Source organism: Collinsella aerofaciens ATCC 25986 (assembly GCF_010509075.1).
Taxonomy (GTDB): Bacteria; Actinomycetota; Coriobacteriia; order Coriobacteriales; family Coriobacteriaceae; genus Collinsella; species Collinsella aerofaciens.
Window position 1 is genome coordinate 2,121,681 of sequence record NZ_CP048433.1, and the last position, 21,041, is coordinate 2,142,721.

General features: G+C 59.3%; 17 protein-coding genes. All 17 read left to right on the forward strand.

What is annotated here, in order from left to right:
* Positions 1-14: 14 nt before the first annotated feature.
* The 17 genes from GXM19_RS09465 (at position 15) to GXM19_RS09545 (ending at position 20,929) form a co-directional block, all read left to right on the forward strand.
* Entirely contained in the window at positions 15-263 is a 249-nt protein-coding gene (locus tag GXM19_RS09465) for an HPr family phosphocarrier protein (protein ID WP_040358817.1), read from the forward strand.
* A gap of 188 nt (positions 264-451) precedes the next feature.
* Positions 452-694 carry a FeoA family protein gene (locus tag GXM19_RS09470; RefSeq protein WP_040358815.1) on the forward strand — a complete coding sequence of 81 codons (243 nt, stop codon included), beginning with the start codon at positions 452-454 and terminating at the stop codon, positions 692-694.
* Between the two features lie 39 nt (positions 695-733).
* Positions 734-955: a FeoA family protein gene (locus GXM19_RS09475; RefSeq protein ID WP_006234774.1), complete on the forward strand. Its 222-nt coding sequence runs from the start codon at positions 734-736 to the stop codon at positions 953-955.
* A gap of 123 nt (positions 956-1,078) precedes the next feature.
* Entirely contained in the window at positions 1,079-3,406 is a 2,328-nt protein-coding gene (feoB, locus tag GXM19_RS09480; RefSeq protein ID WP_006234773.1) for a ferrous iron transporter B, read from the forward strand.
* 175 nt (positions 3,407-3,581) lie between these two features.
* Positions 3,582-3,782, forward strand: coding sequence for a hypothetical protein (locus GXM19_RS09485; protein ID WP_006234772.1), 201 nt, complete (start codon positions 3,582-3,584; stop codon positions 3,780-3,782).
* 144 nt (positions 3,783-3,926) lie between these two features.
* Positions 3,927-5,006 carry a substrate-binding domain-containing protein gene (locus GXM19_RS09490; protein ID WP_006234771.1) on the forward strand — a complete coding sequence of 360 codons (1,080 nt, stop codon included), beginning with the start codon at positions 3,927-3,929 and terminating at the stop codon, positions 5,004-5,006.
* Between the two features lie 284 nt (positions 5,007-5,290).
* The gene (uxaC, locus tag GXM19_RS09495; protein ID WP_006234770.1) at positions 5,291-6,718 is read left to right on the forward strand and encodes a glucuronate isomerase; all 1,428 of its coding nucleotides are present in this window, start codon (positions 5,291-5,293) and stop codon (positions 6,716-6,718) included.
* 94 nt (positions 6,719-6,812) lie between these two features.
* Positions 6,813-8,327 (forward strand): tagaturonate reductase, encoded by a 1,515-nt coding sequence (locus tag GXM19_RS09500; protein ID WP_006234769.1) that lies wholly within the window; start codon positions 6,813-6,815, stop codon positions 8,325-8,327.
* An 81-nt stretch (positions 8,328-8,408) separates the two neighbouring features.
* Positions 8,409-9,893, forward strand: coding sequence for a UxaA family hydrolase (locus tag GXM19_RS09505; RefSeq protein ID WP_006234768.1), 1,485 nt, complete (start codon positions 8,409-8,411; stop codon positions 9,891-9,893).
* Between the two features lie 374 nt (positions 9,894-10,267).
* A complete protein-coding gene (locus tag GXM19_RS09510) occupies positions 10,268-11,827 on the forward strand; it encodes an MFS transporter (RefSeq protein WP_040358813.1) in 1,560 nt (519 codons plus the stop codon).
* 115 nt (positions 11,828-11,942) lie between these two features.
* Positions 11,943-13,538: a glycoside hydrolase family 28 protein gene (locus GXM19_RS09515; protein ID WP_006234766.1), complete on the forward strand. Its 1,596-nt coding sequence runs from the start codon at positions 11,943-11,945 to the stop codon at positions 13,536-13,538.
* A gap of 104 nt (positions 13,539-13,642) precedes the next feature.
* On the forward strand, positions 13,643-14,452 hold the full coding sequence (locus GXM19_RS09520; protein ID WP_006234764.1) for an alpha/beta hydrolase: 810 nt from the start codon (positions 13,643-13,645) through the stop codon (positions 14,450-14,452).
* The gene (locus tag GXM19_RS09525; protein ID WP_172544909.1) at positions 14,449-16,638 is read left to right on the forward strand and encodes a pectinesterase family protein; all 2,190 of its coding nucleotides are present in this window, start codon (positions 14,449-14,451) and stop codon (positions 16,636-16,638) included. Before GXM19_RS09520 ends, GXM19_RS09525 begins: the two co-directional genes overlap by 4 nt.
* A gap of 47 nt (positions 16,639-16,685) precedes the next feature.
* Positions 16,686-17,354 (forward strand): SGNH/GDSL hydrolase family protein, encoded by a 669-nt coding sequence (locus GXM19_RS09530; RefSeq protein WP_040358810.1) that lies wholly within the window; start codon positions 16,686-16,688, stop codon positions 17,352-17,354.
* 107 nt (positions 17,355-17,461) lie between these two features.
* Positions 17,462-18,700: a glycoside hydrolase family 88/105 protein gene (locus GXM19_RS09535; RefSeq protein ID WP_115596161.1), complete on the forward strand. Its 1,239-nt coding sequence runs from the start codon at positions 17,462-17,464 to the stop codon at positions 18,698-18,700.
* 1 nt (position 18,701) lies between these two features.
* Positions 18,702-19,607 carry a sugar phosphate isomerase/epimerase family protein gene (locus GXM19_RS09540; RefSeq protein ID WP_050766099.1) on the forward strand — a complete coding sequence of 302 codons (906 nt, stop codon included), beginning with the start codon at positions 18,702-18,704 and terminating at the stop codon, positions 19,605-19,607.
* Positions 19,608-19,711: 104 nt separating this feature from the next.
* Positions 19,712-20,929: an FAD-dependent oxidoreductase gene (locus GXM19_RS09545; protein ID WP_040358808.1), complete on the forward strand. Its 1,218-nt coding sequence runs from the start codon at positions 19,712-19,714 to the stop codon at positions 20,927-20,929.
* Positions 20,930-21,041: the final 112 nt, after the last annotated feature.

Here is a 21,041-nt window from a genome sequence, read left to right on the forward strand (position 1 = left end):
TCGCGGGAGGGGACATGGTCGAGTTTACAAAGACGATTAAAGATCCGTTGGGATTACATGCCCGCCCGGTTGCGCTGCTCTATGACATCATTGCCAAGCACCGTAGTGACGTGTCGGTTTCGATTGGTGACCGCTACACCGATGGCCGCGACGTTATAGGGCTCATGGCACTCTGCGGCGAATGTGGCGAAGACGTCGTGTTCCGCGTTTCGGGCGTAGATGAGGCCTCCTGTGTCACATCGATCAGAAATCTCTCGCTTTAAGCATGACAGGGCGTGGTAAAGGATGGTCCTTTGCCGCGCCCTTTTGTTTCGTATAGGAAACTTTTTCGAAATCTGAATGGGGACCCTTTCCAAAAAGTTAACCACGTGTTAGTTTACTAAAGCGAACATAGATGTGGCTAACTTTTACCATGTCGATGTGAAGGACGAACTGACGTTAGGAGCCACTCATGTCTTGCGGACCGCAGATGCCGGCAATGCCGCTTTCGATGGTAAAAGCGGGCGAAACCGTGCGCGTGTCTCGTGTAAAGGGCAATGAGGACATGAAGCACCACCTCAAGGACCTCGGCTTTGTCGAGGGCAGCGAAATCCACGTGGTGAGCTCGAGCGGCGCCAATATCATCGTTACGGTGCTGGGCGCACGCTTTGGTATCGATTCCAAGGTTGCCATGCACATCATGACCGTCGGTTAGTCTGCAGCATTTCATAAAAACCGAAAGGGGGACAAGAGGATGAAGACGTTGGGTGACGTTAAGGTGGGCGAGAGTTCCACCATCGTCAAGCTTCACGGTGAGGGTGCGCTTCGCCGCCACCTTATGGACCTGGGGCTCATCAAGGGCACTTCGTTCAAGGTCGTGAAGGTTGCACCGCTCGGTGATCCGGTCGAGATCAACGTGCGCGGCTACGAGCTTTCCATCCGCAAGGAGGAGGCCGCCGTCGTCGAGGTTCAGTAAGGACTCGCGGCGCATATTTCTGCAGATAAAGTTAGGTTTTTCTAACTTAATGCAGCATCTTTGAAGCACATTATCCAGCCTGCGCGGAGAAAGCAGCGCAGGCACACAAGGAAGAAGGATTGAATGGCGGATTCTCAGATCCATGTCGCGCTGGCGGGTAACCCCAACTGCGGCAAGACCACGCTTTTCAACCTGATTACCGGCGCCAACGGCTACGTTGGCAACTGGCCCGGCGTCACGGTTGAGAAAAAGGAAGCCAAGCTCCTAAGCGACAAGAACGTTACCATCACGGACCTCCCTGGCATCTACTCGCTTTCCCCCTACAGCCCCGAGGAGCAATGCTCGCGCGATTACCTCATGAGCGGCGAGCCCGATGTTGTCGTCCAGGTTGTCGACGCCACCAACCTCGAGCGCAACCTGTATCTGGCGCTTCAGGTTATCGAGACCGGCCTGCCCGTGGTCGTTGCCCTCAACATGGCCGACCTGGTCGAGAAGAACGGCGACAAGATCGACACGGACAAGCTCTCCAAGAAGCTCGGCTGCCCGGTCATGATGATCTCGGCCCTTAAGAACAAGGGTATCAAGGAGCTGTTCGAGCAGGTTAAGAAGTCCGCTGCTTCTAAGGGCCAGGTGCCGGAGCACAAGTTCGACTCCTCCATCGAGGACGTTCTGGACCACATCGAGAACAACCTGCCGGCGAGCGTTCCCGCTAACAAGCGTCGCTATTACGCCGTCAAGCTGTTCGAGCGTGATGCAGACGCCTGCAAGCTCATCAACCTCACCAAGGAGAAGGCCGCTCGCGTGGAGGAGCTGGTCGCCCAGTGCGAGCAGGACTGCGACGACGATGCCGAGTCCATCATCACCGGTGAGCGCTATGGCGTCATCGCGCACATCATCGATGAGTGCATGACCAAGGCTCCGGCTAAGATGAGCACCTCCGAGAAGATCGACCGCGTGGTTACCAACCGTATCCTGGGCCTGCCGATCTTTGTGGTCATCATGTTCTGCGTGTACTACATCGCCGTTTCCACCCTGGGCGGCACGGTGACCGACTTCACCAACGACCAGCTCTTTGGCACCGACGGCTGGTATGTGCTCGGTCAGGGCCGCGACGCCTACGATGCAGCCGTCGAGGCTGCGGGCGACGATGCCGACTCGGTCGACCCGGCGCAGTACGGCCCCTATGTCCCGGGTATCACCACCGTGGTGCACGACGCCCTTGTGGCGGGCGGCACCGAGGACGGTGGCCTGGTCGATTCGCTGGTCTGCGACGGCATCGTCGCCGGCCTGGGTGCCATCTTCGGCTTTGTGCCGCAGATGTTCCTGCTCTTTGTGATGCTGTCCTTCCTGGAGGACTGCGGCTATATGGCCCGCGTCGCCTTCATCATGGATCGCGTGTTCCGCCGCTTTGGCCTGTCCGGTAAGTCCTTTATCCCCATGCTCGTGACCTCGGGCTGCGGCGTTCCCGGCGTCATGGCCACCAAGACCATCGAGAACGAGAAGGACCGCCGCATGACGGTCATGACCACCACGTTCATCCCCTGTGGCGCCAAGCTGCCGATCATCGCCCTGCTCATGGGTTCCATCATCGGCGATTCTTCCACCACCGCCGCGTGGATCAGCCCGCTCTTCTACTTCCTGGGCGTTTTCGCCGTCATCGGCTCGGGTCTGATGCTCAAGAAGACCAAGCTCTTCGCCGGTCGCCCGACGCCGTTCGTCATGGAGCTTCCTGCCTACCACTTCCCGGCAATCCGCTCTTGGGCGCTGCACGTGTGGGAGCGCTGCTGGGCCTTTATCAAGAAGGCCGGCACGGTCATCTTCGCGTCCACTGTCGTGGTTTGGTTCCTGTCCAACTTTGGTAGCTACAACGGTTCCTTTGGCTACCTGCCCGCGATGGACGGCATCTCCGAGGAGTTCATGGACTACTCCGTGCTTGCCATGCTCGGCAACCTGGTCTCCTGGATCTTCGCCCCGCTTGGCTTTAGCACCTGGCAGGCAACAGCGCTGTCCGTCTCGGGCCTTGTCGCCAAGGAGAACGTCGTCGCCACCGCCGGCTCGCTGCTGTCCGTGGCTGATGCCGCCGAGACCGACCCGAGCCTGTGGACCGCGTTTGCCGGCATGTTCCCCACCATGGGCGCTTGCGTCGCCTTTGGCGCGTTCAACCTGCTGTGCGCTCCGTGTTTTGCTGCCATGGGTGCCATCCGCAACCAGATGGATTCCGGCAAGTGGTTCGCGATTGCCATCGGTTACGAGTGCATCTTCGCTTGGGTGATCGGCCTGTTCATCAACCAGTTCTATAACCTGCTTGTGTTGGGACAGTTTGGTATCTGGACGGTTGTGGCCATCGTGCTGCTGGTTGCGATGCTCTTCCAGATCTTCCGTCCCATGCCCAAGCATGCATGGACCGACGAGGACGAGACCAACACTGCGTCCGCCGCAGTTTCCGCTTAAGTCCGAATAAGGACCAGCCCCTTTTCACGAGCCCGGGTGTCCCAGCGACACTCGGGCTTTTTGGTGGGGGAGATGTGACGTTTCCGCAGATAAAACCGACCAAAATAAACCTTTCCCCTTTTGGTAGGTGGAGAATAGGGTAAAGTAAGTGGCGGTTAACTAGAGGAGGCTTGCTATGGCACCTATCGATATTGTTGTACTGGCTGTTATCGGCGTTGCGTTTGTCGCCGTGTGCGTGCGCATCTACCGCAAGGGCACCTGCGCCGACTGCGCTCAGGGTGGCGTTTGCACGGGGCATTGCTCCAACAAAAAGACGTGCGCTGCACTTAAGGGCGTAGACAAAATCGCCGAAGACTTGGGCCGCGGTATCAAATAAGGTCCGGACATCCAAGCGCTCCGCGGGCATCCGTTCGCGGGGCGCTTTGTGCATTTGAGGGAGAGCACGGCGAGTCGAAGAGTATTTTTGGGGTATCGTTAACTGGACTATTAATTGGCAACTTATCTATAACGGAGTAACCGCATGAGCGCTCGCGTAACCATGAAGGACATAGCCGCCGAGCTTGGCGTTTCCATCAATACCGTGCACAAGGCCCTGACGGGAAAGGCCGGCGTGAGCGAATCCGTGCGCGCCAAGGTGAACGCCAAGGCCGAGGCCATGGGCTATCACCGCAACACAAGTGCCTCAAGCCTGCGCCGCAAGGATATCAATCTGGTGTTTTGCCTGCCCCGCGCATCGCGCGAGGGAGCGTACTTTTTCCGTTACCTGTGGGAAGGCTGCAATCGCTTTGAACAGGAGGTCATCGACCGGGGCATTACGGTTGAGCGCGTTGAATTTGGCGTGGGCGGCTACGCTGATGCGCTCGAGCAAATCGACGAGCGTCTGCAGGTGGGCGAGAAGATTGATGGCTTGCTCGCCTATGCGCCGGGCGACGATCGTGCGACTGAGCTTTTGGGGCAGATCGCCGAGGCGGGCGTGACGATTGAGCTTGTCGACGGCGACCGTCCGCATTTGAATCGTTTGGGTGCGAGCTTGGCCGATTATTCTACGGCAGGCAGCCTTATGGCCGAGCAGGCGGCAAACCTGGTCCATGCTTCTGGGGCCGACGCCCGCGTGCTCCTTTTGACAGGCGACCCATATACCGATTCGCACTATCTAACCGCCCGCGCCTTCCACAATTACCTGCGCGAACGTGATATTCCATGGCAGGTTGAGGATCTTGCAGGTGCCCATGCGCAAGTCAAACAACTCGAGCATGAGCTCGAAAAGCGCTTGAGTGCGCCGGACGCCCCCGAACTTATCTGTAGCGTTTTTGCCGTTGGTTCCGAAGTGGTTGCCGACGCGCTCGTCTCGACCGGCAAGGCCGGTCGGGTCATGGTGATCGGCAACGACCTGTTTCCCGAAAGCGCCCTGGCCTTGCGCCGCGGTATCTTTACCAATATTGTCTATAAGGACCCGACGAGCCTGGCGTATCGCGGCGCTAAGACGCTGGGCGATTATCTGCTGTGGGGAAGGACCCCGACGGTGCCCGTCCAGAAGGGCGCCGTCGAGATGGTATTTGCCAGCAATGTCGATCGCTACTGCGAGCTCGCCGGAATCTAATGTGTTTAGGGAGTTCCCTACTTGCCGCGTATTTTTTGGTAGGGGATCGAAAAATTGTTTCGAAGGCCGCTGATGGCGAATCTGCCGTCAGCGGCCTTTCTTTATGCCGCTTCAACGCAGGATCCATGGCTCGGCAACCGTTAAGCGGTCAAAACCTACCGTTTACCCCGTGGTAGTTAGGTGAACGTTCACCTTTTGAGTCGTAATGGATTAGTATAGTGAACGTTCACCTAGAGGATGACGAGCGTATTGTGCGCCCGCTCCGCAAACAAAGGGGTTGTTTGATGAAAAACTTCATGGACGATCAGGATTTCCTGCTGAGCACCAAGACCGGCGAGGAACTGTTCCACAACTTTGCCGAGGGCATGCCCATCGTTGACTACCATTGCCACATTTCTCCCAAGGAGATCTGGGAGGACAAGCGTTTCGAGAACATCACCGAGGTTTGGCTGGGCGGCGACCACTACAAGTGGCGCCTGATGCGTGCCAACGGCGTCGACGAGCGTTTTATCACTGGCGACGCCCCTGCTCGCGAGAAGTTCCAAAAGTGGGCCGAGACCCTGGGTCGCTGCGTTGGCAACCCCGTCTTTGAGTGGAGCCACCTGGAGCTTAAGCGCTACTTTGGCTACGAGGGCGTCCTCAACGGCAAGACTGCCCAGGAGGTTTGGGACCTTGCCAACGCCAAGCTCGCCGAGGCTAGCTTTACCTGCCGCAACCTGATCAAGCAGTCCAACGTCCGCATGATCTGCACTACCGACGACCCCGCCGACAGCTTTGAGTGGCACAAGAAGATTGCCGCCGACGACAGCTTTGACGTTCAGGTCGTTCCCGCCATGCGCCCCGATGCCGCTTTGCGCATCGAGCGCGGCCAGGAGTTTGCCGACTACTGCAAGCACCTTTCCGAGGTTGCCGGCGTTGAGGTCAGCGACTTTGAGGGCATGAAGGCTGCCATTTCCAAGCGCTACGACGTTGCTCACGAGCTGGGCTGCCGCGCCTCCGACCACGCACTCGACTACGTTATGTACGTCCCGGCTACCGCCGACGAGATCGAGGCTATCTTTGCCAAGGGTCTGGCTGCCGAGCCGCTTACCGAGGAAGAGGTCCTCAAGTACAAGACTGCCTTTATGCAGTTCGTTGCCGGCGAGTATGTCCGTCTGGGCTGGGCCATGCAGCTGCACTTTGGCTGCAAGCGCGACAACAACCGCGCCATGTTCGCCAAACTCGGTCCCGACACCGGCTACGACTGCATCTCCAACTACACGCCGTCCGACCAGCTCGCCGATTTCCTCAACTCCATCCAGGAGACCTGCGGCCTGCCCAAGACCATCCTGTACAGCCTGAACCCCATCGATAACACCATGATCGATACCGTCATGGGTTGCTTCCAGGAGACTCCGACTGCCGGTAAGATCCAGAACGGCTCCGCCTGGTGGTTCAACGACAACGAGGTCGGCATGCGCGAGCAGCTTACGGCTCTGGCTAACGAGGGCGTGCTGGGTAACTTTGTCGGCATGCTCACCGACTCCCGCTCCTTCTTGTCCTACCCGCGCCACGAGTATTTCCGTCGCGTGCTGTGCAGCGTGATCGGCGAGTGGGTCGAGCAGGGCAAGTATCCGGCCGACATGGAGTTGCTGGGCACCATCGTGCGCGATATCAGCTACAACAATGCGGTCCGCTACTTTGGCTTTGACCTGGACACCGTCGAGGCCTAAGCCCGCATCGAATCACATCGAACCCTGGGCGCCGTTGCCACACGCGGAGCCCCGTTTTGCTTGCACGCTAACAGACATCTAAGGAGACACATAGATGGAGAACATCAGCTACGATGCGCTCGAGAAGATCGGCTACAAGGGCTATTTGTTGCCCAAGGATGCTCCCGAGAAGGTTCTGCAGTTTGGCGAGGGCAATTTCCTGCGCGCCTTCGTCGACCGCTTCTTTGACATGGGCAACGAGGCCACCGGCTGGAACGGCAAGGTCGTCATGGTGCAGCCCATCAGCGGTGCCTTTGGCTTTGCCGACGGTATCAATGCCCAGGACGACCTGTACACCGTGCTGGTGCGCGGCAAGGAGAACGGCAACACGGTTGACGAGTCCCGCGTGATCAGCGCCTGCAGCCGCTGCCTTAACCCGTATCGTGAGGACGACTACCGCGCCATGATGGAGGTCGCTGTCTCCGATGACCTAGAGATCATCGTCTCCAACACCACCGAGGCCGGTATCGCCTATGACCCGTCCTGCAAGGCCGACGACATGCCACCTGCGAGCTTCCCCGCCAAGCTTGCCCAGGTGCTCCACACCCGCTGGGCTGCCGGTAAGCCGGGCGTCATCGTCCTCGCCTGCGAGCTCATCGATCACAACGGCGAGGAGTTGCTGCGCATCATGAACCAGTATGTGAGCGACTGGGGCTGGGAGGACGAGTTTGCGCAGTGGATGGCTAACGACTGCACCGTCTGCACCACGCTCGTCGACACCATCGTACCGGGCCGTATCCGCGACGCATCCGAGGCCGCGGCGGTTGCCGAGCGTCTGGGCTACGAGGATCCCTTCCTGGCCGTGCGCGAGCCCTTCCAGATGTGGGGCATCCAGGGCGACGAGTCGCTTGCCGAGAAGCTTCCCTTTGTGAAGGCTGGTCTTCCGGGTGTCTTTGTGACTCCCGACGTCACCCCGTACAAAAAGCGCAAGGTCCGCATCCTCAACGGTGCCCATACCGCCTTCGTTCCGGGTTCCTGGGTTGCCGGCTTTGATATCGTGCGCGACTGCATGCATGACGAGACCATTCGCGGCTTCATGAACACCATGCTCTACGACGAGGTCATTCCGACGCTTGCCGCTGACTTGGATGTCGAGGACTGCAAGGCCTTTGCCGCCGCCGTCGAAAACCGCTTCGACAACCCGTTTATTGATCATGCGCTGCTCTCCATCTGCCTCAACTCCACGGCTAAGTGGCGCGCTCGCGACCTGCCCACGCTCAAGGACTACGTTGCCGAGACCGGCAACCTGCCCAAGTGCCTGGCGACGAGCCTCGCTACGCTCATCTCCTTCTACACGCAGGAGCTCGTGTCCCGCGAGGGCGACGGCCTGCACCTGCGTCGCTCCGACGGCACCGAGTACACCGCTCAGGACGACGCCTTCGTACTCGATTTCTACGCCGCCCACGCCGGTGCCGACGATGCCCAGCTGGTGCACGACGTGCTCACCAACGAGCAGATGTGGGGCGAGGACCTTACGCAGATCGCCGGTCTTGAGGAGTTTGTCGTCAGTGCGCTCGCCGTCGTGCGCACCGAGGGTGCCAAGCAGGCCTTCGCCAACGCTCAGGCGTAAATTTCCGGCGCAGACGCGGGCGCGGGACGGCGTGCCCGCGTCTCGACTTCTGCTCAACCTGTAGGGTTAGGACCATTTGCAATGAACACTATCCAGATCAATCCGGCCGACAACGTGATCGTCGCGCTGTCGCCGCTTGCCAAGGGCACCGCCGTCGCGGTTCCCGGGGTGGGCGAGGTCGTGGCCGCGGAGGATATTCCGCAGGGCCATAAGATGGCGGTGCGCTCGATTGCCGCCGGCGAGGACGTCATTAAGTACGGCCTTCCTATCGGACACGTGACGGGCGATGTCCAGCCCGGTCAGTGGCTCCACACGCACAATGTGAAGACCAACCTTTCGGGCGAGGTCGAGTACACCTACAACCCCACGCATCCGGTCGTTGAGTCGGTTGAGCCCGAGACCTTTATGGGGTTCCGCCGCGCCGACGGTCGTGCCGCGACGCGCAACGAGCTGTGGATCATCCCCACGGTCGGCTGTGTCAACGAAGTCGCCCGTGCCATGTGCGAGCAGGCCCAGGATCTGGTCGATGGCTCGCTGGAGGGCGTCTACTACTTCCCGCATCCGTTCGGTTGCTCGCAGACCGGCGCCGACCATGTCCAGACGCGTCGTCTGCTGGTGGCGCTCTCGCGTCACCCTAATGCGGCCGGCGTGCTGTTCCTGTCGCTCGGTTGCGAGAACTGCACACACCAGCAGGTGCTCGACGAGCTCGGTGACTTCGATCACGAGCGCGTTCGCTTTCTCACCTGCCAGGATGTAACCGACGAGCAAATCGAGGGCCACAAGATTCTGGCCGAGCTGGCAGACCTGGCAAAGCAGTCCAAGCGCGAGCCCATTCCGGCCTCCGAGCTGGTCATTGGTCTTAAGTGTGGCGGCTCCGACGGTCTTTCGGGCATTACCGCCAACCCCACGATCGGTCGCGTGAGCGATATGGTCGTCGCCCGTGGCGGCACGTCGGTGCTTACCGAGGTGCCCGAGATGTTTGGCGCGGAGAGCATCCTGCTCGACCGTTGCGAGAACGAGCAGGTCTTTAACGCTGCCTCCGACATGCTCAATGGATTTAAGGACTACTTTATTAGCCACGGCGAGGTCGTTTATGAGAACCCGAGTCCCGGCAACAAGGACGGCGGTATTACCACGCTCGAGGACAAGAGCTGCGGCTGCGTGCAAAAGGGCGGATCTGCCCCCATCGTCGACGTGCTACCGTATGCCGGCCAGGCAACTAAACACGGCCTGAACATGCTGTGCGGTCCGGGCAACGACATGGTATCCACCACGGCGTTGACGGCTGCCGGCTGCCACGTGATTCTGTTCTCGACTGGCCGCGGCACACCGTTTGGCGCGCCGGTGCCTACGCTCAAGGTGTTCACCAATCAGCGTTTGTGTGACCACAAGGCCAACTGGATGGACTTTAACGCTGGCGTGATTGCCACAGGTGAGCGCACGCTCGACGAGGCAGCCCACGATCTGTACCAGCTGGTGCTGGAGACGGCGAGCGGTAAACTTACGAGTGCCGAGCGCCGTGGCTGTCACGAGATCAGTATCTGGAAGGACGGCGTCTGCCTGTAGTGGCAAACAAGTCCGTATAGGGCGCTATTGACCATGGCTCCGTCGGGAGTGTTCCCGGCGGGGCCATTTTGTTCTGTCTGTTATGGCGCGTCTTTATAGGGGCACGAGGGGCGAAATAATAAACGTTCACCTAATTGCTCAAAAAGCATAACCCAGTTAATGCCCCTGTAATCGAGATTGTTTCGAGTTATATATCCGTTCAGCGATAAAAAACGACCGTTCAAGGATATTATCCAAGTGAACGTTCACCTATCATAAGTAATCGCGCATAATCTAGCTAAACGTTCACCTTACCAGTGGACGACATACAGACAGACGTCGGTATGGACTCCAGTGTCTTGTTACAAGACAATCGAGAAAAGAGAGGGAGCTCGATGACTAATAAGATCGGAAAAAAGCGTAAGATCACATTCTGGACGCGCTTGGGCTTTGGTATGGGCGGTATGCTCAATTCCGGTGCCCTGACCTTTACGCACAGCTACATGGTGCTGTTCCTGTCCACGGAGTGTGGCCTGTCCGCAGGCGAGGCTGCACTGATCAGCTCGTTTGCCATCTATGTCAACGCCATTCTTTGCCCGCTGATGGGTTTTGTGGCCGATAACTTCTATGCCACCAAGATTGGCCGCATCTTTGGTCGTCGTCGTTTCTGGATCTTGCTGGCCATCCCGATGATGATCGCCGAGCCGCTCATCTTCGTGGCTACGCCGTTTGGCTTCCCGTACTACTTTGTGCTGTACCTGATCTACAACGTCGCGTACACGTTCTGCACCGCCAACCTTTCGCCGCTTACCATCGAGATGACCGACGACTTTAAGGAGCGTACGTACCTCACCGGCTACAAGCATCTCTTTGGTAACGCCGCCGGCTTCCTGATGGCTGCACTCGTCGGCTTTGGCTTTGGCACCTTCGGCGAGACCAACCCGTTCAGCTACTTCATCATTGCTACGGTCAACGCTTCGGTCATGGCAATCTCGCTGCTCTGCGTGTACCTGTCCACGTGGGAGCACACCCCCGAGGAGGTCGCTCAGGAGAAGATCGAGAGCGTCGGCGAGGGCATCAAGAAGTTCTTTATCGACGTTATCTCCACCTTCCGCAACAAGTCCTTCCGCAAGGTCCTGTATGCACAGGTCTCCACGAAGCTTGCTGCTGCCTGCTGGTCTGCGTGCCTGTCCTTCTTCATCGTCTACTGCCTGCAGATTCCTAAGTCCTACGAGTCCGTGATGGAGATGCCTGGCAAGGTCGTCGCTATCGTCTGCACCGCCATCTGGGTCGCCCTCATGGCCAAGAAGGGCTTCCACAAGTCTTGGTACCTGGCAAATGTCGGTTGCGCTGCGTGCATCATCGCCTTCAACTACTTCGCCTTTGGTCAGATCAACGGCACCTCCACGGTCGCCATCGCCATGATCGCCTACCCCATCATCTTCGCCATCTGGAAGTTCTTCTACGTCGGCTTCCAGTACCTGCCCGATGTTCTGCTCAACTACATCCCCGATGTCGATGAGCTCATCACCCTGCGTCGTCGCGAGGGTATCTACAGCTCCGCTCAGCAGCTCTGCCAGCAGATCGCCCAGGCTATCGCCGTCAACGTATGGGCTATCGTCCTTGCTGCCTCCGGCTTCATTCAGACCGCCGGCAATAGCGACGCCGTGACCCAGCCCGCTACCGTGCCTCTGTATATCTGCGGCTACATGATCATCGGCTGCGCCGGCTTCTTCCTGCTTGCAGCCGTCCTTGCCCGCGGCATCAAGATCGACAAGGAGCAGTGCGACGTCCTTTGCGACGAGATTCACCGAGTCAAGGAGGGTGGCAAGATGGCCGACGTCAAGCCCGAGGTCAAGGCGCTTTGCGAGGAGCTCTCCGGCTTTAAGTACGAGGACTGCTTTGCCCACAACAACGTTGGCTTCCAGGACGGTAGCGTAACTCCCGCCGAGTAAGGCCGACATATCGTCCAAATCACAGGGCCGTGCCACCGGAATTCCGCCGGCAGGCACGGCCCTTTTTCAACAGCGTACAATTTGCCTTTAGAGCATCTTTTTGAGGGAGAAACCCATGGAGACGAACGTTATCTGGCGCAACGCCCGCGCGGCCGTGATCGAGCTTGACGACGGCGGTTACTTTACCTGCGCCGATACGTGGGAGATCTTTGTCAACGACGAGCCCGCCGGTACCACGAATACGGTCGAGACCTATGTCGACGGCCTGACCCCCGGCAAGCGCAACCTGGTTCGTTTTGTTTGTGGCGAGCGTGAGCTGAGCGTAGGTGTCACCACGCCGGCTGAGCCCTTTACCATCAACGTTCGCGACTGTGGCGCCAAGGGCGATGCCGAGCATGATGACACCACCAACATCCAGGCTGCCATCATGGCCTGTCCCAAGGACGGGCGCGTGCTGATTCCCGCCGGTAGCTATCGTATCAAGTCCCTCTTCCTTAAGAGCAATATCAACATCGAGCTCGTCGACGGGGCAGTGCTGCTGGCCCGCCACGATCGTGCCGCGCTTGCCTACATTCCGGGCACGGTCACGGGCAACGAGGGCGCCGGTTATGCCGGTACCGATATGCTGCCCCTGGGCCGCTGGGAGGGGGAGAGCTTCTCGACCTACTGTTCTACCTTTACGGGTCTGGGCGTGCACGACGTGTGCATCTATGGTCGCGGCGCGATTGACGGTCAGACCGATTTTGCCGAGGACAACTGGTGGAACAAGGACTTTAAGAACATCTTCCGTCCCGAGGAGGGCCGCGAGGTCGCCCGTCCGCGCATGATCTTCCTGTCCGAGTGCCAAAACGTGAGCCTTGCCGGCTTTACCGTGCGCAACAGCCCGGCGTGGAATATCCATCCCGTCCTGTGCGAGCATGTCGACGCGCTTTGCCTGTCGATCGAGGGTCCCAAGAACTCCCACAACACCGACGGTTTCGATCCCGAGAGCTGCGGCTTTGTCCGCATCCTTGGCTGTCAGTTCTCGGTGGGCGATGACTGCATCGCCATCAAGAGCGGCAAGCTGGGCATTGAGCCCGAGCTTCGTCCCGCTACGCACGACGTGCTGATCTCTCACTGCTACATGCACGATGGTCACGGCGCCGTGGTCCTGGGTTCAGAGGCCGCCGGCGGCATCAAGGACCTTACCGTGAGCAAGTGCCTCTTTGAGCGCACCGACCGCGGCCTGCGCGTCAAGACCCGCCGCGGGCGCGGCAAGGATGCCGTCAACGAGGGCATTACCTTTGAGCACATTCGCATGGACGAGGTGCTCACGCCCTTCGTGGTCAACTCGTTCTACTTCTGCGACAAGGACGGCAAGACCGACTACGTGCAGTCTCGCGAGGCACTGCCCGTCGACGACCGCACACCTGGCTTTGGTGCCACGACGTTTTGTGATATCGAGGCTACTAACTGCCACGCGGCTGCTGCTTACATCACGGGCCTGCCCGAGAGCAAAGTGACGCGCCTGACGTTCCAGGATGTCCACGTGACCTTCGCGCCGGATGCCGAGCCCTTTGTCCCGGCCATGGCCTGCGGCGTTGAGCCCATGGTGCGCCAGGGCATCATCGCGCAAAACGTCAAGGTACTCGACCTGCAAAATGTGGTGATCGAGGGCCAGGACGGCGAGGAACTGCAGCTCCAGAACGTCGACAAGGTTGTCCGTTCCTAACTCGGGTTGATGACCAGGGCTGCATTGTCGGATAAATCGGCAATGCAGCCCTTGTGCGATACGGCCGTGTGCGCTGCGCTACGCATCATGGTGAAAGGGAATACATGCTCAATAAAACGATTCCTGTCGGGGTCGATGGCTCGTCTGCCACGATTACGTCTTATGTTTTTGCCCCGACCGAAGATGCTTATGCTTTAAAACCGCTGCCTGCAGTTGTGGTCGTGCCAGGAGGCGGCTACGATCACGTTTCGCCGCGCGAAGGCGAGCCGGTAGCGCTCCGTTTGTTGGCGATGGGCTACCAAGCGTTTGTACTGAACTATTCGGTTGCTCCGGCTGTCTATCCGCTGGCATTGCAAGAACTCGCGCGGGCGGTCGATACCGTCCGAAGCCATGCGGCAGAGTACTGTGTCGATCCTGATCGGATTACGGTCATGGGTTTTTCGGCCGGTGGGCATCTAGTTGGCTTGCTCGGGGCGCTTTGGGACCAACCCTGGCTTGCAGAGTCGATTTCGGCATCGCCTGAGTCGATTCGGCCTGACACACTTTGCTTGGGCTATCCGGTCGTAAGCTCGGGGGCCTATGCTCATCGTGGTTCGTTTGAACACCTAACGGGTGCCGATGGCGCTTTGGCTCAAAAGTTGTCGATCGAGAATATGGTGGGCGATGGCTTCCCCCGTACGTTCTTGTGGCATACCGCCGAGGATGCATCGGTACCAGTTCAAAATAGCCTCCTTCTTGCGCAGGCTCTTGCCGACCACGGGATTGGCTTTAGCCTACATGTCTTTCCGCATGGAAAGCATGGGGCATCGCTCGCCACGGCCCAAACGGCATTTAAGGGCTGCGCCGAGCATATTCAGCCACAGGTTCAGGGTTGGCCCGAGCAGTTCGTTGCATGGGAGCGTGATGGACGATGAGCGAAAGTATCTATACGCTGCGCGTTTCGAGGGCTGCGGCAGGAGCGTATCCAACGATTTCCGATGCCTTGGCGGCAGCCGATCAGCTCTATCCGGATGCCGAGCAACCGGTGATGATTCGCGTCGATCCGGGCGAGTATTGCGAGCGGGTCGAGATTCATCGCTCGCATGTGACGATTGAGGGAGAGACGGCCGACAGCGTGCGTATCGTGGGCAGCCTGGGTGCCAAGATGCCTTCGGAGGACGGCTCGGGCGTCGACGGCACGCTCGGCACGTTTAGGACCTATACCGTTTTGGTCGATGCCGACGACGTACGGCTCGAGAACCTCACGATCGAAAACGATGCGGGCGATGGGCGCGAGGTCGGTCAAGCGATTGCCCTGTATGCTGATGGCGACCGTCTGGTTGTCGATGCCTGCTGCATTAAGGGACACCAAGACACGCTGTTTTTGGGTCCGCTGCCGCCGCATGAGGCCAAACCGGGCGGGTTTATAGGACCCAAACAGTATGCGCCGCGCCGGGTGGGGCGCCAGTATTTTCGACGTTGCCGGATCGAGGGCGATGTCGACTTTATCTTTGGCGGCGCGCGTGCCTACTTTGAGGGGTGCGAGATTCGCTCGCTCAACCGCGATATGGACGTGAACGGCTACGTGACGGCGGTGTCGACGCCCGAAGGCGAGCCGCACGGCTTTGTGTTCCACGGCTGTTCGTTTACAGCTCCGGATGGCGTGGCGCCGGATTCGGTCTACCTGGGTCGTCCTTGGCGCGAATGGGCGCAAACTGTGCTGATCGATTGCTGGCTGGGGCGACATATCAAGCGCGAAGGCTGGTGGGATTGGAATAAGCCGGCGGCACACAACTGCGTGCAGTATGCTGGCGCGATTCTGCATGGGCCGGCGGGTGATACTACCGGCTGGGTACCGTGGGCGAATGAACTCGATGTGATGGCTGCCGCCGGGTACGCTCGCGAGCAGGTGCTTGCCGGTGTGGATGGCTGGGATCCCGAGGGCGGCGACGGTGATGCGGTTGAGACGGCTGAACTGTCTGCCAACGGTCGCACCGTGCACATCGAGACGTACTGCGAAGACGAACCTGCGCTGCGTGCCCGGCTGAAGCGCGAGGGGCGTTCGGCTGCTTTTACGGGCAAGACTCCTGCAGATTTTGAGACATGGAAGATTGCGACCAGGACTCGTCTGTACGATGTTTTGGGCCTTTCGCTTATGGACCGCGTCCCGATTGAGATTCGTGAGCTCAGCCGCGTGCGGGTTGCCGGCGGCATCGTGCGCACTCATGCGATGTTGCAGGTCGAGCGCGATGTTTGGATGCCGTTCTACCTGTTGGAACCGTCTCATCCTAAGCTTGATGAGCGGGGACTCAAACGCTGTTATATCTGCCCGCATGGCCATCAGGGAGCGGGTGCAGCAAGCGTAGCCGGTGTTGCGGGCGTGCCGGCTGTCGATGATGCCGTGCGTAAGTTCAATTACGACTACGGTCTGCGTTTGGCACGCATGAGTTACGTAACCGTCTGTCCTGATGCGCGCGGTTGGGGATACCGTCGTGACTGGAAGGGCCAAGGCGATGACGAGAACAGCTACCTGCGCGGTACGTGTCTGAATCAAGCACGTATGGCCGAGCCGCTGGGTCTTACGGTTGCGGGCCTCAACGTTTGGGACAACATGCGCTTGATCGATTACTTGGAGGCGCGCGGCGACATTGCCATGGATGACCTGGGTTGCTTTGGTTTTTCGGGTGGCGGCTACATGACGTTGTACCTGGCCGCACTCGACCCGCGTGTGCGCAAGGCGTTTGTCTCGGGCTATCTGTACGGTGTCGATGATTCGCTGCTGCATCTCAATGGCAATTGCAGCTGCAACTACACGCCCGGACTTTGGCGCTTACTCGACATGGGCGATATTGCCTCGCTCATCGCGCCGCATCCGCTGCTGGTGCAAAGCTGCGAAGAGGATCATCTGAACGGTTCGCGCGGGCTGAAAAATGTTGACGAGCAGCTCGAGATCGTGCGCGATGCCTACAAGTTGCTGGGTCGCAGAGATGGCCTGCGGCACGAGGTATGTCCGGGTGAACACCATCTGGGCGTGACATATCTTGCCGAGGATATCGAATGGCTCGATTCGCACGTTGCGGAATGCGCCCCCGTGCATAGCCCCTCGGCATGCTGCGAATAAACGGTACGTTCCTGTATGACCGCCGATGGGCGGATGAGGAGAAGATTATGGAAACGAAGAGCTTGAGTGAATCGACCATTTGCTGCTTTGGCGACTCAACGACCTGGGGCGACAACGGCTGCGGTGGGGGAGGCAACGACATCTCGTGGACCTCGCATTTGGGCGCGTTGCTGGGAGGTGCAGTCGTCGAGAACTTTGGCATCAAGGGTTCGCGTATTGCCATCAAGGCCGATCGTACCGATTCATTTGTCGAGCGCTTGGACGGCATCGACGATGCGGCCGATGTCTATGTTGTCTTTGGCGGCGTTAACGACTTTAGCCGCAACGTGCCGCTTGGCGAGTTGGGCAGCACCGATGCGCATGAGTTCTATGGTGCGGTCGACTATCTGATCCGAACCATCACGGCGCGCTCACCTCAGGCAAAGCTCGTGTTTATGACGCCATGCAAGACGAGTGGTAAGCACGAGAAGGATATCCCGGCAAGCGACGAGCTCAACCACCTGGGGTTGACGCAGGCCGCCTACGTGCGAGCGATGCTTGAAGTCTGCGACCGCTACTCCGTGCCGGTGATTGACCTGTATGCGCAAAGCGGCATCAGCCCGTTTTTGCCGGAGCACCGCGAGCTCTATATGCCGGACGGTCTGCATTACAGTCCTGCCGGCTATGAGCGCCTGGCGCATCGCATCGCCGCGGGTCTCACCGCCGTTTGCCGCTAAAAGTCTGCCGTTTGCGGGGAATATAGGGTTAACGTTCACCCTATATTCCCCGTTCGCGTTACACTAGGGGTAACGTTCACCTATCGTTTATGTCAGAGGGGACAGCAATGGGTTGCAATCAAATCCTGGACCGTTATATCGAGCAGTTGATCGAAACCTCTACGCCGCAGGCGCCGGCTTGGAATATCGAAAAGATTCGCGCCGGCAAGGAGAACACCTGGAACTATATCGACGGCTGCATGATCAAGGCGCTCATCGAGCTGTACGAGATCACGGGTGAGCAGCGCTACCTGACCTTTGCCGATGACTACATCGATTTCTTTGTCCAGGACGACGGTACCATCAAGCATTACAACCCGCAGGAGTACAACCTCGATAACGTCAATGCGGGCAAGACCCTCTACAAGCTCTATGACCTGGTGGGCAAGCCCAAGTACCGTGCCGCCATGGACACCATCTACCGCCAGCTCGAGACCCAGCCGCGCACCAAAGAAGGCGTGTTTTGGCACAAGGCCGTCTATCCCAACCAGATCTGGCTCGATGGCATGTATATGGCCCAGCCGTTCTACATGCAGTACGAGCTGAGCTTCCACAACCGTCGTGCCTGCTCGGACAGCTTCCATATGTTCCAGGTCGTGCATGACCTGATGCGCAACCCCCTCAACGGTCTGTACTATCACGCTTACGACGCGAGCCGCAAACAGTTCTGGTGCGACCCGGTCACCGGCCTTTCGGCTAACTTCTGGCTGCGCGCCGAGGGCTGGTTTGCCATGGCACTCATCGATACCTGGGAGCTCATGCCGCCTTCGATGTCAGCCGAGAAGGACGAGATTCGCAAGATGTTCCACGACCTGATCGATGCCATGCTGCCGTATCAGGACGAGAAGACCGGCATGTGGCATCAGGTCATCAACCTGCCCAATATCGCCCCCAACTACCTGGAGGAGTCTGGTAGCGCGATTTTTGCCAATGCCATCATGAAGGGCGTGCGTCTAGGCGTGCTGGGCGAGCGTTACTACCAGTACGGCCGTCGCGCCTTCGACGGCATCTGCGAGACCTGCCTGTCCGAGCATGATGGGCAGCTGGCGCTCGACAACATCTGCCTGGTTGCGGGCTTGGGAAACACCGCGCACCGCGAGGGCACGTTTGGTTACTACATGAGCGAGCCTATCGTCAAAAACGATGCGAAGGGCGTGGCGCCGCTGGTGCTTGCCTATATCGAGACCATGCATCACGACAAACTGGCCGGCAGGCATGACCCGCTTGCTCCCTCGGGCGTGTGCTCTATCGAGGACCCGTTTGGCGGATACACCCCGGGCATCAACGCTCATAAGGGATGTGAATAACGTGGGGGCTATTACTCCGGGTGTGCGTTTGCACGACCTTCCGCAGGGGACCGTCGAGGAACGCATCCGCATGGCGGGAGAGCTGGGCTTTTCGTGCATTCAGCTGCCGAGCAAGGTGCTCTACGCATCGATGGGGATCGATCGAGGCGGCCTGACCCGCGAGCTTGCCGACCATTTGCGTGCGGTGCTCGACGAGGCGGGCGTTTCGGTCGCCGTGCTCGGCTGCTACAAGAATCTGGCGACGCCCGATCGCCAACAGCTCATGGATAACATTGCCGAGTACGAGGCATGCCTGAACTTTGCCCAGATGCTCGGCGGATGCCCGGTTGGCACCGAGACCGGTCGCCCCAATGCGCAGAACCGCGTTGCTGACGACCGCATGACCGATGGGGCACTCGAAGCGTTTGCAGACGGACTTGCACGCGTCTGCGATCGGGCCGAGGCCGTGGGCGGGCAAATACTGATCGAGCCCGGTTGGAACGAGACGGTCAACACGCCGGATCGCTGCCGTGAGGTGCTGGAGCGCGTCTCGAGCCCGTCGCTCGGCGTGATCTATGACCCAGTGTCGCTGCTGCACCCCAGCGTCGTTGACGAAGCGCAGGAAATCACCGCGCGCATGCTCTACTTATGCGGCAGTAAGATCCGCGTGCTGCACGCCAAGGATTTTGAGATCGTTGATAACGAGGACGGAGCCGGATGGTGCGACGGTACGGGTTCGCGCCTGGTGTGTCATGGCGTGGGCGAGACGGGACGATATGACTTTGAGCCTGTGGTGGCCTGGGCGGCTGCCGCCTGCCCTGGGATTCCCTGCGTGGTCGAGAACAGCGTACCGGCGACGGCGGCTGACTGCCTGGCGACACTCGAGCACATGTCTGCTTGCTGCGGGGCTTCTCATCGCGAGTTATAGCATTGGCTTTTGCCGTGTCGGCAGATTGAGATTACCTGTATGGGGGCGGCGGTGAAGGGTCTTTATCGTCGCCCCCATTGGATTGCATTAAAAAGGGGAGTTGCGTGGCTATCCACATTGTCGAAGAGGCGAATCGTTGCCTAGGTTGTAAAAGGGCGTTCTGTCAGATTAAAGGCTGCCCGGTTCAGACGCCTATTCCGCAGGTCATCGACCTGTTCAAACAGCGTCGTCTAGAAGAAGCGGGCGAGCTGCTGTTCCAGAACAATCCCATGAGCGCGGTCTGCTCTATGGTGTGCAACCATTCGGGCCAGTGCGAGGGTGCTTGCATTCAGGGCCGCAAGGGCACACCCGTGCATTTCTCGAGCATCGAGAACTATATCTCCACGGCGTATTTGGATCGTAAGGAGTGGAAGCCCGCGCCGTCGTGCGGCAAACAGGTTGCCGTGGTCGGTTCCGGTCCCGCCGGTATTACCGTGGCCATTAAGATGGCCCAGCTGGGCTGTGCCGTCACGGTATTTGAACAGCGCCCCGAGATCGGCGGTGTGCTGGAGTACGGTATCCCCGAGTTCCGCCTGCCCCGTGCGCTCGTACAAAAGTACCGTCACGTGATGTGCTCGCTTGGCGTGCGCGTGCGCCCCTCGACCACCATCGGCGGCGCACTGCACATCGATGACCTGCTACGTGACGGCTACGACGCGGTCTTTGTCGGTACCGGTACCTGGCGAGCTCGCAAGTTGGGTATTCCCGGCGAGTCGCGCGGCAACGTGCTGTTTGGTATCGATTACCTGGTTGATCCTTCGAGTGTGGCGATCGGACAGAATGTGGCGGTCATCGGTGCCGGTAACGTGGCCATGGATGTGGCCCGCACGGCGCTGCGCTCGGGTGCTCGTAAGGTCACCGTGTATGCTCGATCGCGCCATATCTCGGCCATCGATGACGAGGTGGAGCTGACCGAGCTCGATGGTGCCGAGATTGTGTGCGGCAAGGCGATCTATGCCATCGACGATAACGGTCCGGTCTTCGAGACGGCTATCTTCGACGAGGACAACAATGTGGTGGGCTACGAGGAAGAGCTTGACCATGTGTCTGCCGACACAGTTGTGATTGCGGCTTCGCAGGTGCCCAAGGACAAGCTTGTGCTTACGACGGGTGGCTTGGAGACCGACCATCGCGGCCTTCTTTCGGTCGATGAGCGCGGCATGACCACCGTACCTGGCGTCTTTGCCGCCGGCGACGTGGTTAACGGCCCGCTCACCGTGGTTCATGCCGTGGCAGGTGCTAAGCTCGCCGTCGAAGGCATGACCAGCTACCTGGGCCTCTAACACATCCCATCCATCAGTTGCGGTGAAATACGGACTGTTTTGGCTGTCAAAAGCCTCGATTGCTCCGTATCTCACCGCAACTTTTTTGTGGGTCGATACGTAGGCAGGGGAG

Coding starts and splice junctions, on each gene's coding strand:
- GXM19_RS09465 (WP_040358817.1), top strand. CDS start 15: ATGGTCGAGTTTACAAAGACGATTAAAGATCCGTTGGGATTACATGCC.
- GXM19_RS09470 (WP_040358815.1), top strand. CDS start 452: ATGTCTTGCGGACCGCAGATGCCGGCAATGCCGCTTTCGATGGTAAAA.
- GXM19_RS09475 (WP_006234774.1), top strand. CDS start 734: ATGAAGACGTTGGGTGACGTTAAGGTGGGCGAGAGTTCCACCATCGTC.
- feoB (WP_006234773.1), top strand. CDS start 1,079: ATGGCGGATTCTCAGATCCATGTCGCGCTGGCGGGTAACCCCAACTGC.
- GXM19_RS09485 (WP_006234772.1), top strand. CDS start 3,582: ATGGCACCTATCGATATTGTTGTACTGGCTGTTATCGGCGTTGCGTTT.
- GXM19_RS09490 (WP_006234771.1), top strand. CDS start 3,927: ATGAGCGCTCGCGTAACCATGAAGGACATAGCCGCCGAGCTTGGCGTT.
- uxaC (WP_006234770.1), top strand. CDS start 5,291: ATGAAAAACTTCATGGACGATCAGGATTTCCTGCTGAGCACCAAGACC.
- GXM19_RS09500 (WP_006234769.1), top strand. CDS start 6,813: ATGGAGAACATCAGCTACGATGCGCTCGAGAAGATCGGCTACAAGGGC.
- GXM19_RS09505 (WP_006234768.1), top strand. CDS start 8,409: ATGAACACTATCCAGATCAATCCGGCCGACAACGTGATCGTCGCGCTG.
- GXM19_RS09510 (WP_040358813.1), top strand. CDS start 10,268: ATGACTAATAAGATCGGAAAAAAGCGTAAGATCACATTCTGGACGCGC.
- GXM19_RS09515 (WP_006234766.1), top strand. CDS start 11,943: ATGGAGACGAACGTTATCTGGCGCAACGCCCGCGCGGCCGTGATCGAG.
- GXM19_RS09520 (WP_006234764.1), top strand. CDS start 13,643: ATGCTCAATAAAACGATTCCTGTCGGGGTCGATGGCTCGTCTGCCACG.
- GXM19_RS09525 (WP_172544909.1), top strand. CDS start 14,449: ATGAGCGAAAGTATCTATACGCTGCGCGTTTCGAGGGCTGCGGCAGGA.
- GXM19_RS09530 (WP_040358810.1), top strand. CDS start 16,686: ATGGAAACGAAGAGCTTGAGTGAATCGACCATTTGCTGCTTTGGCGAC.
- GXM19_RS09535 (WP_115596161.1), top strand. CDS start 17,462: ATGGGTTGCAATCAAATCCTGGACCGTTATATCGAGCAGTTGATCGAA.